Annotated in this window: 15 protein-coding genes; 6 read left to right on the top strand and 9 right to left on the bottom strand. The window is 63.5% G+C overall.

The genetic code is table 11. The features are described 5' to 3' along the window. The first annotated feature begins 684 nt into the window (after positions 1–684). Entirely contained in the window at positions 685–972 is a 288-nt protein-coding gene (locus OEG82_RS08890; protein WP_267612081.1) for a hypothetical protein, read from the top strand. Between the two features lie 232 nt (positions 973–1,204). Here the strand turns inward: OEG82_RS08890 and OEG82_RS08885 are convergent, their stop codons facing one another. The 4 genes from OEG82_RS08885 to OEG82_RS08870 form a co-directional block, all read right to left on the bottom strand. Then, a complete protein-coding gene (locus OEG82_RS08885) occupies positions 1,205–1,963 on the bottom strand; it encodes a crotonase/enoyl-CoA hydratase family protein (protein WP_267612080.1) in 759 nt (252 codons plus the stop codon). 43 nt (positions 1,964–2,006) lie between these two features. Then, positions 2,007–3,788, bottom strand: coding sequence for an acyl-CoA dehydrogenase family protein (locus OEG82_RS08880; protein ID WP_267612079.1), 1,782 nt, complete (start codon positions 3,786–3,788; stop codon positions 2,007–2,009). A 226-nt stretch (positions 3,789–4,014) separates the two neighbouring features. Next, on the bottom strand, positions 4,015–5,079 hold the full coding sequence (locus OEG82_RS08875) for a diguanylate cyclase domain-containing protein (RefSeq protein ID WP_267612078.1): 1,065 nt from the start codon (positions 5,077–5,079) through the stop codon (positions 4,015–4,017). A gap of 240 nt (positions 5,080–5,319) precedes the next feature. Next, a complete protein-coding gene (locus tag OEG82_RS08870) occupies positions 5,320–6,384 on the bottom strand; it encodes a GGDEF domain-containing protein (RefSeq protein WP_267612077.1) in 1,065 nt (354 codons plus the stop codon). Between the two features lie 191 nt (positions 6,385–6,575). On the opposite strand from OEG82_RS08870, the gene OEG82_RS08865 reads away from it, so the two are divergent. From OEG82_RS08865 to OEG82_RS08855, 3 genes are all read left to right on the top strand, one after another. Next, positions 6,576–7,547 carry an L-threonylcarbamoyladenylate synthase gene (locus OEG82_RS08865; RefSeq protein ID WP_267612075.1) on the top strand — a complete coding sequence of 324 codons (972 nt, stop codon included), beginning with the start codon at positions 6,576–6,578 and terminating at the stop codon, positions 7,545–7,547. 149 nt (positions 7,548–7,696) lie between these two features. Next, the gene (locus tag OEG82_RS08860; RefSeq protein ID WP_267612074.1) at positions 7,697–9,130 is read left to right on the top strand and encodes an FAD-binding oxidoreductase; all 1,434 of its coding nucleotides are present in this window, start codon (positions 7,697–7,699) and stop codon (positions 9,128–9,130) included. Between the two features lie 186 nt (positions 9,131–9,316). After that, positions 9,317–9,883: a DUF6101 family protein gene (locus tag OEG82_RS08855; protein ID WP_267612073.1), complete on the top strand. Its 567-nt coding sequence runs from the start codon at positions 9,317–9,319 to the stop codon at positions 9,881–9,883. Between the two features lie 72 nt (positions 9,884–9,955). Here the strand turns inward: OEG82_RS08855 and ubiA are convergent, their stop codons facing one another. After that, positions 9,956–10,930 carry a 4-hydroxybenzoate octaprenyltransferase gene (gene ubiA / locus OEG82_RS08850; RefSeq protein ID WP_267612072.1) on the bottom strand — a complete coding sequence of 325 codons (975 nt, stop codon included), beginning with the start codon at positions 10,928–10,930 and terminating at the stop codon, positions 9,956–9,958. 68 nt (positions 10,931–10,998) lie between these two features. After that, positions 10,999–11,451, bottom strand: coding sequence for a BLUF domain-containing protein (locus tag OEG82_RS08845; protein WP_267612071.1), 453 nt, complete (start codon positions 11,449–11,451; stop codon positions 10,999–11,001). A 279-nt stretch (positions 11,452–11,730) separates the two neighbouring features. On the opposite strand from OEG82_RS08845, the gene purD reads away from it, so the two are divergent. Together purD and OEG82_RS08835 are read left to right on the top strand one after the other, a co-directional pair. After that, the gene (gene purD / locus OEG82_RS08840) at positions 11,731–13,011 is read left to right on the top strand and encodes a phosphoribosylamine--glycine ligase (protein ID WP_267614905.1); all 1,281 of its coding nucleotides are present in this window, start codon (positions 11,731–11,733) and stop codon (positions 13,009–13,011) included. A 117-nt stretch (positions 13,012–13,128) separates the two neighbouring features. Beyond that, positions 13,129–13,662, top strand: a complete 534-nt coding sequence (locus OEG82_RS08835) for a plant virulence effector HPE1-like domain-containing protein (protein ID WP_267612070.1) — start codon at positions 13,129–13,131, stop codon at positions 13,660–13,662. 133 nt (positions 13,663–13,795) lie between these two features. Here OEG82_RS08835 and glyS read toward each other — a convergent pair whose 3' ends face one another. From glyS to OEG82_RS08820, 3 genes are all read right to left on the bottom strand, one after another. Continuing rightward, the gene (gene glyS, locus OEG82_RS08830) at positions 13,796–15,964 is read right to left on the bottom strand and encodes a glycine--tRNA ligase subunit beta (protein ID WP_267612069.1); all 2,169 of its coding nucleotides are present in this window, start codon (positions 15,962–15,964) and stop codon (positions 13,796–13,798) included. Positions 15,965–16,194: 230 nt separating this feature from the next. Then, positions 16,195–16,584: a VOC family protein gene (locus OEG82_RS08825; protein WP_267612068.1), complete on the bottom strand. Its 390-nt coding sequence runs from the start codon at positions 16,582–16,584 to the stop codon at positions 16,195–16,197. Further along, positions 16,584–16,829, bottom strand: a complete 246-nt coding sequence (locus tag OEG82_RS08820; protein ID WP_267612066.1) for a CDGSH iron-sulfur domain-containing protein — start codon at positions 16,827–16,829, stop codon at positions 16,584–16,586. Before OEG82_RS08820 ends, OEG82_RS08825 begins: the two co-directional genes overlap by 1 nt. Positions 16,830–16,869: the final 40 nt, after the last annotated feature.

Here is a 16,869-nt window from a genome sequence, read left to right as displayed (position 1 = left end):
CCGCCGGTGCTGGTGCGGACCAGCAGTCTCCGGTTCCGGCAGGTTCCCGCCGGGGTGTTCCCGATCGCCGAGCTTCCGGCCCGCAGGTACGGTGCCCGCGCGCCAGAACTCACCGCCTTCCGCCGGCCAGAACTCCGTCAGCTCCGGCCATCCGTTCGAACGGAAGGTCAGGCCAGTTTGGCACGGGGTGAAAAGGTGTGGAAAATTTTGGGAGATTTTTTTGCGGGAGACAGAGGCAGCGACGGGGAAGAACTTCGGGGACACTTTACTTTTTCGTGCGCTGCGCGAAAAAGTAAAGTGTCCCCAACCTTGCTCACTCGGGCCTGTCCCGGGCATCTGCGAGACTCTCATTTCGTCAAAGGCCAATAGATCCTCGCCACAGGGCCGTGGATGACGGCAGTCACAGGACTACGATGGCTTGCGTCTCCACCCCGGGCTTGATCCCGGAGTTGCTCACCGTGCGGCGACGCGGTGAGCGGCTCTTGATGTTGCCGTCTTTGATTTCCCGGCTCGCGGACGCACACCTGCTGGCCGTTGCGCGGCCGCCAGAACAAGCGTCGGGGACGATGGTTGCGGCGGCATGGTGCTGTCTGCAACCGGGCCGGATTTGACAACTTATAGGAGTTTTCATATTGTAATACACGTAATGCTATAGTTTTCACCGCAACCAGGGAGATGCATCCGATGACAAAACTGACACTCGCGGCGGCTGCCGCACTGGTCTTTACCTTTACTGCACCGGCATTCGCCGACACGATCAGCCTTGCGTTTCAGGGCATGGACCAGAGCAAGCTGATCTTTGAAAATGGCGACAACGGGCGGACACTGAGCTGCACCATGACCGGCTCCGGCGCCGGCTCGGTGCCGACCGGTTGCAACTGGTCGATCGGGGTGGACATCTCCACCATGGAGGGCAATGCGACGCTCTCGGCCGGAAACGATGTCTGCCAGATTTCCTGCAGCAGCGAATAGATCAAGCGCAGCGCCCCGTTTTCGGGTCCAGGTGCTGCGGCCCGGCTCGCAAGAGCCGGGCCTCCCCCAATTCTTCGATCTTCACATGGAATCGAGTAAGCGCAGGAAATGCGTGATCCGGCTGGGAGCCTGTAGCGTCAAAATCCCCGCACGATGCCCGGCACCGTGAATGCGGTGTTTTCCCGGCTCAAGCGACCCGGGCCACAACCGGCCTTGATTCAGATAAACGGCTCTATTTCTTGCGCGCCATGAAGGCCTGGAAGGCGGCCAGCGCCTCGGCGCTCTTGAGCTGGCTGGAAAACAGCTCGGCCTCTTCGCGCATGCGGGCGATCACCGGTTCCGGGTCGGGCTTGATCAGGCGCCGCGAAATCGCCAGCGCCTTGGGCGGCTTGGCGGCCAGATGTTCGGCAGCGGCCATCACAGCCGGTTCCAACTCTTGTGAACTTACCACCTTGTAGATCAGACCGGCGCGCTCGGCTTCCTCGCCCGAGAACGGAATGCCGGCGGCAAGCAGCGCAAAGGCCTTCTGCTGGCCCATGACGGCGGGCGCAAGCAGGCTGGAGCCGGCTTCGGGCACCAGCGCAAGATCGACAAAGGGGGTGTGGAAGCGCGAGTCGGGCGTGGCGAAGGTCAGGTCGCAATGCATGTGGATGGTGGTGCCGACGCCGATGGCCAGACCATCGACGCCCGACACGATCGGCTTTTTCGCAGTTGCCAGGCTGGCAAGGAAATCGAGCACTTCGGTGCCCATCGAGCCGCCCATGGCAACGGCCATGAAATCCTGCATGTCGTTGCCGGAGGTGAATGCGCCCGGCGTGCCGAGCATGACATGGACGCGGACAGTCTCGTCGCGGTCGCCCTCGATCAGCGCCCGGGCCATGGTCGAATACATGGCGCGGGTGATGGCGTTCTTCTTGTCAGGCCGGTTGAAGCGGATGACATTGACGGCGCCGGTCTCGCCGGCGCGTTGGGTCAGGATATGGTCGGTCATGGCTGTTCCCTTGCAATGGCGCCGGCCAGAGGCCGGGAGGATATCAGGCGAGTGCGGCAGCGGCGTCGGAGAGGCTGGCGACGCCGGCGGTGGCAATGGCTGCAAGGCCCCTGCTCTCGGGCGCCAGTGTGGCGGCTGCAAAGCGGGCCAGAGCGGCACGGCCTGCGGCTTCCGGCGCGTCAGTATCCGCCAGCGCGCCGCGCGCCAGCATGGCGGTGGTGGCGGTAAGGCCGAACAGCCGGAGATAGGGCGTGGCGCCCGACAGCGCATCGGTCTTGCGGTCGTCCGAAATCGCTGCCTGCATATAGGAGGTGGCGGATTCGAGATCGGCGATGGCCTGGTCGAGATGATCGGCAACGCCGTCGAGCGCGGGTGAATTGGAAGCGCGCAGGGCTTCGGCGTCATGCTTGAAATCGGCGATGAGATTGATGACGGCGGCGCCGCCGGACAAGGGCAGCTTGCGCATCACCAGATCGATCGCCTGGATGCCGTTGGTGCCCTCATAGATCGGGGCAATGCGGGCATCGCGCAGCAGCCGGGCAGCACCCGTCTCCTCGATGAAACCCATGCCGCCATGCACCTGGACGCCGAGGGAGGCGACTTCCATGCCGATATCGGTGGAAAAGGCCTTGGCGATCGGGGTGATCAGGCTGGCGCGTTCGGCCCAGGCCCTGGCCGCGTCGCCTTCGGTGACGCGGGCCATGTCGAGCGCCTCGGCGCAGGAATAGCAGATGGCGCGCGCGCCTTGGGTCAGCGCCTTCATGGTCATCAGCATGCGGGCGACATCGGGATGCTGGACGATCGGGCTCATGCCCTCGCCCTTGTAACCGGGTGCGCGGCCCTGGGTGCGCTCATTGGCATAGGCCAGCGCCTTCTGATAGGCGGTTTCGGCAACCGCCACGCCCTGCATGCCGACGGCGAGACGAGCATTGTTCATCATCGTGAACATGCAGGCGAGACCGCGGTTTTCCTCCCCGATCAACCAGCCGATGGCGCCGGGCTGATCGCCGAACTTGCCGTCGCCATAGATCATGGTGCAGGTCGGCGAGGCATGAATGCCGAGCTTGTGCTCGAGACCGGAGCAGAACACATCATTGCGCTCGCCCAGCGCGCCGTCGTCACCGACGAAGAATTTCGGCACCAGGAACAGCGAGATGCCGCGGGTGCCGGCCGGCGCATCGGGCAGCCGCGCCAGCACCAGGTGAACGATGTTGTCGGTGAAATCATGCTCGCCATAGGTGATGTAGATCTTCTGGCCAAAAATCCTGTAGCTGCCGTCGCCCACCGGTTCGGCGCGGGCGCGCAGCGCATTGAGATCGGAGCCGGCCTGCGGCTCGGTGAGGTTCATGGTCCCCATCCATTCGCCGGTCACCAGTTTTTCGAGATATTTGGCCTTGAGATCATCGGAGGCGTGCTTGTCGAGCGCTTCGATGGCGCCCATGGTCAGGGTCGGGCCGATGCCGAAGGCCAGCGAACCGGAGTTCCACATTTCCAGCGTGGCTACCGACAGCAGCATCGGCAGGCCCTGGCCGCCGAACTCTTCCGGGCCGGTCAGCCCGTTCCAGCCGCCGGCGATCCAGCTCTGGTACAGCTCTTTCCAGCCCGGCGGCGTGGTGACCGCGCCATCGGCCAGCACCGCGCCATGGGTGTCGCCAATCTCGTTGAGCGGCGCGATCTCGTCGGAGGCAAAGCGGCCGGCTTCGGCCAGAATGGCGTCGACCAGGTCCTCGCCGAGATCGCCGAACCGGTCTTGTTCGAGCGCCTTGCCAAGACCCGCAACGGATTTGAGCGTGTGAGCAATTTCCCCAACCGGCGCACGATACATGTCTTCCACTCCCTGTTTTCGCCTGCCTGCAAAGGCATGTTCTGGACCGGGATCATGGCTAGGGGATTTTTACGTAAACGTCAATTTCCGAGACGCAGCTTTGCAGCGCCGGGGGAAAAGCTGCGCCGCTGTGCCGCAGCGGTTGCGCCACGGCAGGGCGGCCCCGGTGCCCGGGCTGGCTGCGGACCCTGCGGCCGTGCTGCGCAGGTGGGTCGGGCGGCAGGTTTCATTTAGCCTGGTAGATGATCCAGCCCTTGGCAGACTCCGCATGTGCGGTGTTGGAATAGAGCGTGGTGCGGTTGCCTCCCTCCTTTGTGGAGGCCGTGACGGCGTTTTCCGCATAGGCGGACAACTGGCCGAAACTGCTGGTGACCGCAGACATGGCCACGCCGATCGACAGGGTCGGGTGGCCGAGAGGGGCGCCGGTCTTGGGGTGGACCATCGGCCGGGACTGGGCTGCGGCGCGAAGACCGTCGACCACGCGCATGACTTCGCTGTCAGTGCCGGACTTGATCAGGACCGCGAAGCGGTTGCCGTCGAGATGGGTGACAAATTCCCGGGTCTTGTTGCCGGCATTGAGCAGGCAGCCGATATGGCGGATTGCCAGATCGCCAAGGCCCTTGTCGCCGGCTTCGCCAAAGCGTCGGAAATCATCGATCTGGGCATAGGCGAGACCGCACAGCACCGGCTGGCCCGGATTGGCATAGATCCCCGCCGTCGCCTTGTTGAAGGCGCGGCGATTGGCGAGACCGGTCTGCGAATCGACGAATTTCAGCCGTTCGGACTTGTCGAAATCCGACTTTATCTCCTCGAGCTCGGCTGCCTGCCTTGCCGCCACCTTCCCCAGCGCCTCGCTCTTGGTGGCCTGGTGTTCGGTGGCCTGGGTGAGCGCCTGCGCCGAGCGGGCCAGCGCCTCGAGATCGTCCTTGGCCGCGGCGGCAAAACTGCGCGACGCCTCGTCGATGATCTTGCTGTAATCGGACAGAGACAGCTTCTCCTGCTCGAGAAGATCCATCAGCGTGCCCATCTGGGCCTGCATGAGATCACTGGTCTTGGCGACCACTGTCTCTTCGTGATGATGCGGCAGGTATTTCTTGCCCAGCTCATCCAGCGCGCGCTGGGATTTCGTCTTTCCGATTGCGACAAACTCCCTGGTCAGTTCCGGATTGGTGCCGGAATAGGCTTCATAGACAAGTTCATAATTCCTCGGCAAACCGTTGATACCCATCTGATACATCGCCGTGGCGACACGGGGGCCAATGGAACTTGTTGTCGGATTCGGTTTGCTCATGCACTGGCCCATCACACTGGTTCAATATGGCAGTGTTGCTGCAAAACCTTATCGGCGAGCTAAATCGCGAGCCTCAAATTAAGTTCGACTTTTCCGATTTATTGACAGGTTTGCCGCCTGCGTCCGCGGTGGGCGGCCAAGATGCCGGCGGTCGAGCAAGCGCAATCGACATGCTGCTGCCTGCGCGAGCCGCTGGCCATTCCGGCGCCCCGTGTCTGGCTCAAGTGAAAGCGCCCGGGTCTATTCCGGCTGATAGATGATCCAGCCCTTGTTGGCATTGGCAGGCACGGCATTGGTGTAGAGCGTGGCGCGGTTGCCGCCGCCCTTGATCGAGGCCGTCATCGCCTTTTCGGCATAGGCCAGCAATTTTCCGGCATCATTGGCCACCGTCGACATGGCCACACCGATCGACAGGGTGGCGTTACCGATGACGCGCAGTTTCTGCGGATGAACCAGCGGCTTGGAGGCGACCGCCGTGCGCAGCCCGTCGACCAGACGCATGATCTCCGATTCTTGCGCCGATCTGATCAGGAAGGCGAAACGATTGCCGTCGAGATGGGCGACGAATTCATGGGTTGTGTTGCCGGCATGAAGAAGCTTGCCGACATGCTGGATGAAATGACTGCCGATGTCGGACTTTCCCAATTCGCTCAGCCGCTTGAAATCATCGATCTCGGCATAGGCAAGACCGCACATCATCGGCAAGGCCGGAGTGGCGTAGATGCGCACGACTGCCCGGTTGAAGGCCCTGCGATTGGCCAGGCCGGTGAGCGGGTCGACAAATTTCATCTTCTCGAAATTGGCGATATCGGAGCCGATGTCCTCAAGGGCGGCGGCCTGCTGTGCCGCAACGGCCACCAGGGCCGCGCTCTTGGATACCTGCAATTCCGTGGCCTGGTTGAGCTTGCGCACCGACCGGGTCAGGGTTGCCGGATCGGGTTCAGTCTGCGAGGCAAAACCGCGCGAGGCTTCATCGATCATCGTGCCGTAGTCGGACAAAGACGACTTTTCCTGCTCCAGCAGGTTCATGAAGGTGGTCATCTGGACCTGCATGCGCGCGTTTGTCTTCGACACCAGGGTTTCTTCGTGGTGATGGGGAAGGAATTTCTTGCCGAGCTCATCGAGCGCGCGCTGGGACTTCTTCTTCCCGATCGCCAGAAATTCCTTCGTCAGTTCCGGATTGGAACCGGAATAGGCTTCGTAGAGAAGTTCGTAGTTTCGCGGCAGACCGTCGATGCCCATCTGATACATGGTCGTGGCGATGCGCAGACCGATGGATGTCGCCGCGGTTTTTTGCTTGTTCATCTCCAACGTCCACCAAGTTCATTACTTGGAAGGACTGATGCTGCAAAAAAGTTATCGATCGGCTAAATCGAAAACCTCAATTTATTCTCGACTCTGCTGATTTTTTAATAGGTGGCGGCGAAATTCGCCCCGTATTGCGCCGGTCAGATGCGGCTGATAGAGCCTGCGCAATCGAAATGGACAGGCCCGACATGGCGCGCATACTCCCGATCTCAGATCCAGACACGCTGGCCGTTGCCATTGAGGCATTGCAGCGCGGCGAACCGGTCGCTGTGCCGACGGAAACCGTCTACGGGCTGGCCGCTGACGCCACCAACCCTCATGCCGTCACCGCGATCTACGAGGCCAAGGGCCGGCCGCGGTTCAACCCGCTGATCTCCCATGTCGCCGATCTCGAGATGGCAAGGGCGCATGTGGTGTTTTCGCCGCTCGCCGAAAAACTCGCCGAGGCATTCTGGCCGGGGCCGCTGACGCTGGTGCTGCCGCTTTCGGCATCGCCCGGCATCCACCCGCTGACCACGGCAGGACTGGCGACGGCGGCAGTGCGCATGCCGCAGGGCTTTGCCCGCGACCTGATTGCCGGGCTTGGCCGTCCGCTGGCAGCACCCAGCGCCAACCGTTCAGGCCGGGTGAGCCCGACAACCGCAGCCCATGTCGCCGAGGACCTGGGCGACCGGATCGGGCTGATCCTCGATGGCGGGCCCTGCCCGGTGGGCGTTGAATCCACCATCCTGGCGGTGGATGACGGCCGTTTGCGGCTGCTCAGACCCGGCGGTCTTGCAGTCGAGGCAATCGAAAACATCGCCCGCATGGCGGTGGAGCGGCCGGAGCCGGATTCCGGGCAAGCGGTGATCGCGCCGGGCATGCTGGCCTCGCATTATGCACCGGATGCCGCGGTGCGCCTGAATGCCTCCGCCGCCCTGCCCGGCGAGGCCGTGATCCGCTTTGGCGGCGTGCCGCTGGCCGGCGAGGCCGAGGCGCGGGTGGTGATGGACTTGTCGGCTTCGGGCGATCTGCGCGAGGCGGCGGCCAATCTGTTCGATTTCATCAAACGCGCCGATGCCGCCGGCGCCACCGGCATAGCGGTGGCCCCGGTGCCGATGCACGGGCTCGGCGAAGCCATCAATGACCGCCTGAGCCGGGCCGCTGCACCGCGGCCCTGAAATCTCGCGCCCGCAGCGCCAGAGACCAGCACCAGTCCAGGCGGAGTGCGAAGGATCACCGCCAATGGCAGGTCGGCGCGGATGAATTCCGCCACCAAAGGGGCTAGCGCCTCTCGACTTGATGCCGGCACGGCGATACATGATTTGGCATGCCCACACCACTGACAGACCCTTCGCTGATCGCCCGTTTCGCCGCCATCACCGGCGCGCAGAACGCCCTGACCGCCGCTTCCGACATCGCGCCGCATCTGGTCGAGCTGCGTGGCCGCTTCAGGGGCGAGAGCCCGCTGGTGCTGCGTCCGGCCGATACCGAGGAAGTGTCAGCCATCCTGCGGCTTGCACATGAGACCGGCACCGCGATCGTGCCGCAGGGCGGCAATACCGGCCTGGTCGGCGCGCAGACGCCAAGTCCGGGAAAGGGCGAAGTCGTGTTGTCGCTGTCGCGGCTCAACAGGATCCGCTCGCTCGATCCTGTCGGCCAGACCATGGTGGCCGAGGCCGGCGTGGTGCTCAAGCAGGCGCAGGAGGCAGCCAGCGAGAAGGGCCTGCTGTTTCCGCTGTCGCTGGGCTCGGAAGGCTCCTGCCAGATCGGCGGCAATCTGTCGTCCAATGCCGGCGGAACCGCGGTGCTGGCCTATGGCAACATGCGCCAGCTCTGCCTCGGCATCGAGGCGGTGCTGCCCGACGGCGAGATCTGGCACGGGCTCAGGGCTCTGAAGAAGGACAATACGGGCTACGATCTGCGCGATTTGTTCATCGGCGCGGAAGGAACGCTCGGCGTCATCACTGCGGCGGTGCTGAAACTGTTTCCCGAACCGGCCGGTCACGAGACCATCTATGCCGGTGTCGACAGCCCGGAGGTGGCGCTGAAGCTGTTCCGGCTGGCGCAGGATTTCTGCGGGCCCTCGCTCACCGGGTTCGAGCTGATGCCGCGCATCGGCATCGAGTTCACCACGCGCCATATCGAAGGCGTGCGCGATCCGCTGGACGCGCCTCACCCCTGGTATGTGCTGATCGACATTTCCTCGGGGCAGTCCCAAGAGGCCGCGCGGACGATGCTGGAAGGCCTGTTTGTCGCAGCCGACGAAAACGGCCTGATCCGCGATGCCGCAGCCGCCGAGACCGGGGCGCAGCGCCAGGCGTTCTGGACCCTGCGCGAATCCATGTCCTGGGCGCAAAAGCCCGAGGGCGGCTCGATCAAGCATGATGTCTCGGTGCCGGTGGCCAAGGTGCCGGAATTCCTGGCCCGCGCCGACAAGGCGGTGCTTGGCGCCATCCCCGGGGCGCGCATCGTCGCCTTCGGGCATCTGGGCGATGGCAATATCCATTACAACATTTCGCAGCCCGCCGGCGCGGACACGGAAAGCTTTCTGGCGCGCTGGGAAGAAATGAATGCGCTGGTGCATGCGATTGTGCTGGAATTGAACGGATCGATATCCGCCGAGCATGGCATCGGCCAGCTCAAGCGCGATGAACTGGCGGCGATACGCTCACCTGTCGAAATGGCGCTGATGCACCGGATCAAGCAGGCATTCGACCCCAGGGGCATCATGAATCCGGACAAGGTGATTGCCTCCCGGTAACCTTTCCAAAACGGAAATGAGACGGTCGTCTTTCGCTAACCATTTCCAAAACATAGCTTTTCTTAACCCAAAAACTTAAGCCGACGGGAACGTCCGTGCGGCATTTTGCTTCCTGTGAGAGGGCGAAAAGCCCCGGATGAGAAGACCGGAAAACCGGGCTCTCAAGAGTTTACAGAGGCAATAGACATGACCAATACCGTATTGAAGCCTGTATGGGCCGGGTTCGAATTGCGGCTCGATCCCAACAATTTTCCGCAACGCGTTTCCTATGCGGCACGCGATGAGCGGGATGAGGTGTCCGTGACCGTCGACAGGCGTGGCGCCGTCGTCAAGAAGGTGCTGTCGAAATCCGGTCTGCCTTTGTCCATTGCCCTGCCCGCCCGCGCCTTCAAGGGCGTAGCGGCGCGCGCCATCGATCATGGCGACGGCACGGTGACGGTGACACTGGAACTGCATCACACCGACACGGCACTGTGCGTGCCGCTGCTGGTGGCGCACAATCTCGACGACATTGCCGCGGACTGGCGCAGCTGGTCCGAGCTGTACGGATTGCCGATGCTGATGGTCGAGGCCGACGGTGTCGCACGTCCGCTGGATGACGGGGCGCTTCCGCAGAGCGAAGGAACGCCGACACGCCGCCGCCGTCATCACCAGATCGCCGATCGCCGCCCGCGCTTCCTGGTGCGCCGGTCAACCGGCAAGATGGGCGTCCGGATGAAGATCGAGGGCCGCGAGATCATCGCGCGGCGCTGAGGACAAGTCCCGAAAACACCACAACCCGGTTGCCCGAAACGGCAGCCGGGTTTTGTCATGCCCGACCGGGCGTCAGGCCCAGATCGCGGCACCCAGGCCGAGGAAGACGATCAGGCCGACCCGGCTGTTGGCCTTGAACAGCGCCAGGCATTGATCGGGATCGTCGATGTCGAGCACGCGGATCTGCCAGCCGAGCATGGCCACCGCGATGGCAAGCCCGGCAAAGGCCGGCCAGGCCACGGATGTCATGACGAAGGCGGTCAGCATCATGGCGGCAAAGACACCGTAGAAACCAAGGAGCCAGATCTTTGTGTGGCTGCCGAAGAGACGGGCGGTGGAGCGAACGCCGACCAGCGCATCGTCCTCCTTGTCCTGATGGGCATAGATGGTGTCGTAGCCGATGGTCCAGGCAATGGCGCCGATATAGATCAGCACCGGCGGCCAGGCCAGTTCGCCGAACAGAGCCGCCCAGCCCATCAGCGCGCCCCAGGAAAATGCAAGGCCGAGAAAGAGTTGCGGCCAGTCGGTGAAGCGCTTGGCGAAGGGATAGATCACCACCACGCCGAGCGAGGCGATGCCGAGCAGCACCGAGAACCAGTTGAACTGCAAGAGCACCAGCAGCCCGACCAGCGCCTGGGCCGCAACGAAGACGGTGGCGGCGAAACGCGAAATCCGCCGCGAGGGCAGCGGCCGCGAGCGGGTGCGCGCCACCTTGGCATCGATCCTGTAGTCGACGATGTCGTTCCAGGTGCAGCCGGCGCCGCGCATGGCAATGGCGCCGATCATGAACAGAACCAGATGCCAGGCGGTCAGCGCCGGATACCAGATGGTGTCGAGATTGGAAGGGGAACTGGCGACATTGGCAGCCAGCGCCGAAGACCAGAAGCACGGCCACATCAGCAATTGCCAGCCGATCGGGCGGTCCCAGCGGGCAAGCTGGGCATGCGGCCAGAGCGCGCGCGGCAGGGCGCGATACACCCAGTTGCCCGAGGGCGCATCGGCGACGCGGGCGGTGTGTTCGGCGGTGGTTCTGGATCTGTGTGGCATGGCCGATTGTTGCCACCGCAACGGGTGCAGGTCAAGCAGAGGGGCGCCGGCTCAGCCCCGCCGGCGCGTCAGGCCCGTGCAGCGCCGGGCGAAGCCTGATGCTCGGCCATGAAATCGCGGCCGAAGGCCAGTACCGTGTCGAGAAACAGGCCGCCATCGTGATCAAAGATGCGGCTGGCCAGCGCTGCGTGCGAGACCTGGAACAGGCTCTGGTCGACAGCCCCGGACGCATCGAGCTGCCTGAAGCCCATGCTCCAGTCGGAAAATGCCCTGGCAGCCACCTTCTGCTCGATCATCACCATGAAATTTCGGTGCCGCGGATCCTGTTCGATCCGGGCCGCCAGTCTCCGGACTGCGCCGGTTTCGCCTTCGAGGATCTGGATGAACACGCCATCGGCCCACAGCAGCATGCCGGTGATGCCGGCGCGGGCGTTGTTGTCCCGCGAGACGGCAAGGATAGCGTCGATATCGCGCTCGCCCATCGGCCGCGATGCACCGCTGACGTAAAGCATCCTGAACATTGCGCCGGCCTCCTTGCCCGCTGGTATCCATGCCTGATTAGATCCAAACCTGTTTACAATGCACCCCATAGGCAAGCTAAAATGCGTTGCATTTGCGGTATCGCGAACCACGCGCACTGGGGCCGGGATTGCCGGAGGTGCGGCGCTCCGGCGGGCATTATTGTGGGCGACGGCCGCTGCCGGGCAGTTCCGGCTTGACCCGCGGACCATGTTTTCCTAACCCAGAGCCAATTCTGCCTCTCTGTTGCCCCCCATCCACACGCTTTGGAGTTCACCATGATGAATGTGCTGTTGATCGGGTCTGGCGGCCGCGAACATGCGCTGGCCTGGAAGATTGCCCAGTCGCCGATGCTCGGCACGCTTTATGCCGCGCCGGGCAATCCCGGCATTGCCGATCACGCCACCCTGAGCGCGCTGGACGTGACCGATCATGACAGTGTCGTGGCGTTCTGCCGGGACAAGGCGATCGACCTGGTGGTGGTCGGCCCGGAAGCGCCGCTGGTGGCCGGGCTGGCGGACGCGCTCACGGGCGCAGGCATCCCGGTGTTCGGACCGTCGGCGCAAGCCGCGCAGCTTGAAGGCTCGAAGGGATTCACCAAGGATCTCTGCGCGCGCGAAAACATCCCGACCGGCGCCTATCAGCGCTTCAACAATGCGCCCAAGGCCAAGGCCTATGCCCGGGCCCAGGGCGCGCCGATCGTGATCAAGGCCGACGGGCTGGCGGCCGGCAAGGGTGTCACCGTGGCGATGACCATCGAGGAAGCGCTGGCGGCGATCGAGGATTGTTTCGAGGGCGCGTTTGGCGAGGCCGGCGCGGAAGTGGTGGTCGAGGAATTTCTCGGCGGCGAAGAGGCCAGCTTTTTCTGCCTGTGCGACGGCAAGACCGCCCTGCCCTTCGGCACGGCGCAGGATCACAAGCGGGTTGGCGAGGGCGACACCGGCCCCAATACCGGCGGCATGGGCGCCTATTCGCCGGCAGCGGTGATGACGTCGGAGCTGATCGAGCAGACCATGCGCGAGATCATCGAACCGACCATGCGCGGCATGGCGGCGATCGGCGCGCCGTTCAGCGGCGTGCTCTATGCCGGGCTGATGATCGACGAGACCGGCCCGCGGCTGATCGAGTACAATGTGCGGTTCGGCGATCCGGAATGCCAGGTGCTGATGATGCGGCTCAAGGATGACATCCTGCTGCTGCTCAAGGCCGCCGCCGAAGGCGGGCTGGCGCATGTCTCGGCGCGCTGGAAGGACGATGCGGCATTGACCGTGGTGATGGCGGCAGAAGGCTATCCCGGCACGCCGAGGAAGGGCACGCCGATTTCGGGCATTGCCGCGGCGGAGGCTGCCGGCGCCAAGGTGTTTCATGCCGGCACGGCGCTGGACGGCGAACAACTGGTGGCCAATGGCGGCCGGGTGCTCAATGTCACCGCCCATGGCGCGGATGTGACAACGGCGCAGGCCAGGGCCTATGCGGCGGTTGACGCGCTCGACTGGCCCGGCGGATTTTGCCGACGCGACATCGGCTGGCGGGCCATCGAGCGGGAAAGCTCGCGCGGCTGAAGGGACGGCTTGAAATTAACCAATCGTTCACTGCTTCCAAGAACCGGATCGTAACGGCCCGCTGCTAGAGTGCACTCACCAAAACCGGAGTTTCCGGGGCAAAGGAGAGTATGCACCATGATGAGATTGATCATTGCCGCCACGATCAGCGCGGGCGCCGGAGCAGCCAATGCCGGCTCAATCGAGCAGTTTGCAGCAACAACCAGCACCCGGACCAGCATCGTCGAAATCGGCTGCCCGTCCTGCGCGCGCATCGCCGCGGAAAAGGCCGAGGCGGAAGCCGAAATCAAGCTGGCGCCCGGTGAGCAGATCATCGAGGTTCGCGATGTCGATGGCGAGAAGATGATCTACCGGACCGAAAACTGGCTCGGCGGTTCGCCGGTGACCATGGTCAGCAAGGCCACTGAACTGGATCTCATCGCGCTGGGGATCACCCCGGCTGCCCCGGCCACCGCAGACACCGCTCCGACCGCTGTCGCCGACACGGCCGTGACCGAAGCACCTGCGGAGACCGGCAGCGAGCCTGCCCTGTTTGAACCGGTGATCGCCAACACCGCGCCGGGCATCGACAAGGACACCAAGACATCGGCGCTGGGCGCTCCGCCGGCCGAACCGTTCGATCCGTCGAAAATGCAGCTCCGGCTCAACTGATCCACTCGTTGGACGGCGCGTCAAACCCGCCCGTCCCTGCCCCGCAAGCCCTCGACCGGGCCACGCGATGGCACCCAGCCGGCGCCCACCTCCAGGGGTTGCCGGCTTCGGGCTATGTGGCGCAGCCCCCGGCCTATCCGGCAATCCGGGAGAAATCGGCAACCGCGCCGGTGGCGTGACGGATCATGGCGAGCAGCGCCAGGCGGTTGGCCCGCACGGCCTCGTCGTCGGCATTTACCAGCACCGCTTCAAAGAATGAATCAACGGGTTCACGTAAAGTGGCAAGCGCGCTCATGGCTACGGAATAATCTTCAGTTTCAATGGCTTGCGTTGCCTGACTGACAGACTGATTCACCGCGGCAAAGAGGTTTTTCTCGGCGTCGAGCTCGAACAGATCCGGGTCAACCGCATCGGCAACTGCCGTCCCCTTCTTCTCCTCGGCAGCCAGAATATTGGCGGCGCGCTTGGTTCCGGCGAGCAGGTTCCTGCCGTCCTCGGTGTCGAGGAATGCGCCCAGAGCCTCGACGCGGCGGGTGATGTCCAGCAGGTCATCGGACTGTGGTGTGATCACCGCGTCAATGAGATCGTGACGGGCGCCCTGATCGCGCAGATAGACTTTCAGGCGGTCGTGGAAGAAGGAGAGGAGGTCGGTCGCCAATCCCTCGGGAGCACCATCAATCCGTTTCTGATCGGCAAGCGATTTAAGGCTCCCGGCGATTTGTGCCAGCAGATTTAGTTCGACACCATTCTCCACCAGAATCCGGATCACGCCGAGCGCCGCACGACGGAGCGCATAGGGATCCTTGGAGCCGGTCGGCTTTTCGTCGATGGCCCAGAAGCCGACCAATGTGTCGAGCTTGTCGGCCAGGGCGACAGCGATCGACACCGGATCGGTCGGCACTTCATCGGACGGACCTTGCGGCTTGTAGTGCTCTTCGGCGGCCAAAGCGACGCTGTCATTCTCTCCCTGAAGGCCGGCATAGATGCGGCCCATGACGCCCTGAAGTTCGGGGAACTCGCCGACGACTTCGGTGGTCAGATCGGCCTTGGCAAGCATGGCGGCGCGGGTGGCCAGTTTCGGGTCTGCCCCGACGATGGGCGCTAGTTCAGCGGCGAGCTTGGCAATCCGCTGGACGCGTTCGCCCTGGCTGCCGAGCTTGGCGTGGAAGGTGACATTGAGCTGATCCAGACGCGCCATGCGCTGGTCGAGCGGCTTGGCCATGTCGAGGCCGAGCTTTTCGGCTGACGCGGTCAGCTTGTCGCGGTCGGGCAGATCGGCCTGGTCGGTGTTCCAGAAGTAGAGCGCGTCAGACAGTCGGGCGCGAACCACCTTGGCATTGCCGTGGGCGATCTCCTTGCCGCCATCGCTGGCCTCGATGTTGGAGACCAGAACGAACTTGTTCGACAGGCCGTTGCCGGGCTGCCTCAGTACAAAGCATTTCTGGTTGGTCTTGATGGTCAGCCGGATGATGTCGTCGGGGATCTGGAGGAATTCCTCCTCGAACTCGCCCATCAGCACAACCGGCCATTCGACCAGTCCGGAGACCTCGTCAAGCAGGCCCTCGTCCTCGACCAGTTCCAGACCGGAGGCAAAGGCAAGGTTGCGGGCGTCGGAAACGATGATCTCCTTGCGCCGCTCGGCGTCGAGCACGACATGGGCGCGCTCGAGCTTGTCGGAATAATCATCGAAGCGGCGCACGATGAAGGTCTCGGGCGCATGGAATCTGTGGCCCGATGTCGTGTTACCGGCAACCAGCCCATCGATCTCGAAGGCGATGACGGTGGGGTCTTCGGTTTCGGGACCAAAGGTGCAGATGATCGATTGCAGCGGCCGCACCCATTTGAGCGATCCCGGCCTGGCCGAAGCCTTGCCCCAGCGCATGGATTTCGGCCAGGAGAAGCCGCGGATGATGCCGGGCATCACATCGGCGATGATGGTCTCGGCATCGCGACCGGGTTTTGAAATATGGGCGACGTAGAAATCGCCCTTCTTCGGATCGGTGTGGACATGGGCCTGGGAAATATCGGCAAGGCCTGCCTTGCGCATGAAACCGGCCAGCGCCTGCTCCGGCGCCTTGGTCGAGGGGCCCTTGATCTCCTCGTTGACGTCCACGGAGCGCGCCGTCAGGCCGCGGACATCGAGCACCAGCCGCCGCGGCGTCCAGTATTCGCGGGCGGCCTCATAGGTCAGCCCGGCATCGACCAGCGCATCGGTGACGGATTTGCGCAAGTCGCCCGCAGCCTTGCGCTGCATGCGGGCCGGAATTTCTTCGGAGCGAAGTTCAATCAGAAGGTCGGGCATCAGTTCAACTCCACCATGGTGCTGCGCATGCGGTTTCCGGCATTGCCCGTCCTCGCGGCTGCGCCGCTGCGGGCGGGCGGGCGTGCAGGAATCTCTTCGGAGCGAAGTTCAATCAGAAGGTCGGGCATCAGGTCTCACGCGGTCAATGGAAGGCTGAGCGCGGCTTAGCAAGGGCTGGGCCAAAAGTCACCTTCCCTCACCGCAAAAACAGCCGCAACGAGGCCGATGCTTCAGCCCTCGAGATCCTGGCCGAAGGCAATGTCGTGCCCGTCGAGATCCTGAATGCCGAACTCGAGAACACCATAGGGCTGCTCGCAGAGATGGTAATCGATGTCGGCACCGGATGCGACCAGTTCATTATAGATCGCCCTGGCGTCATCAACCCAGAAATAGGCATCCCAGAGGTTGTCCTTGATTTTCCAGTTGGGCATGATGTCATGACCCGCCGGTTTCTGGCTGAGCATCAGAAAAACGCCGTCGCGGCGCAGGATGGCGAAATCGGCCGGCTCACCCCACAGACGGGCGGTGAAGCCGACCTTGTCGGTCCAGTAGGACACACTGGCAAGAAGGTCCGAAACCAGCAGGACCGGCGCCTGCGCTATCAATTTTGCCCGCGCCATCAGCTTGCGACAGCCTTGTGCGAGCCGTCACAGAAAGGCTGGCCGTCGGTCTGTTTGCAGGTGCAGAAGAACCTGGCGGCGCTGTCCTCCGCGGTCCATTTGACCGGGACAAATCCGGAGCCCTTGTGGCTGCCGTCGCAGAATGGCTGATTGGCCGACAATCCGCAGGCACACCAGAAATAGCTCTTCCCGGCTTCGACCTGGATGCGCACCGGCGCGGTTGCGGCAATGTGACCCTTTGTCATGGCTGGCCCCCTGATGTGAACGGACGCGATGAGGATACGC

The sequence above is a fragment of the Hoeflea ulvae genome, from assembly GCF_026619435.1.
In the GTDB taxonomy this organism is placed as follows: domain Bacteria; phylum Pseudomonadota; class Alphaproteobacteria; order Rhizobiales; family Rhizobiaceae; genus Hoeflea; species Hoeflea ulvae.
This window is presented reverse-complemented; position numbering and strand designations above follow the sequence as displayed.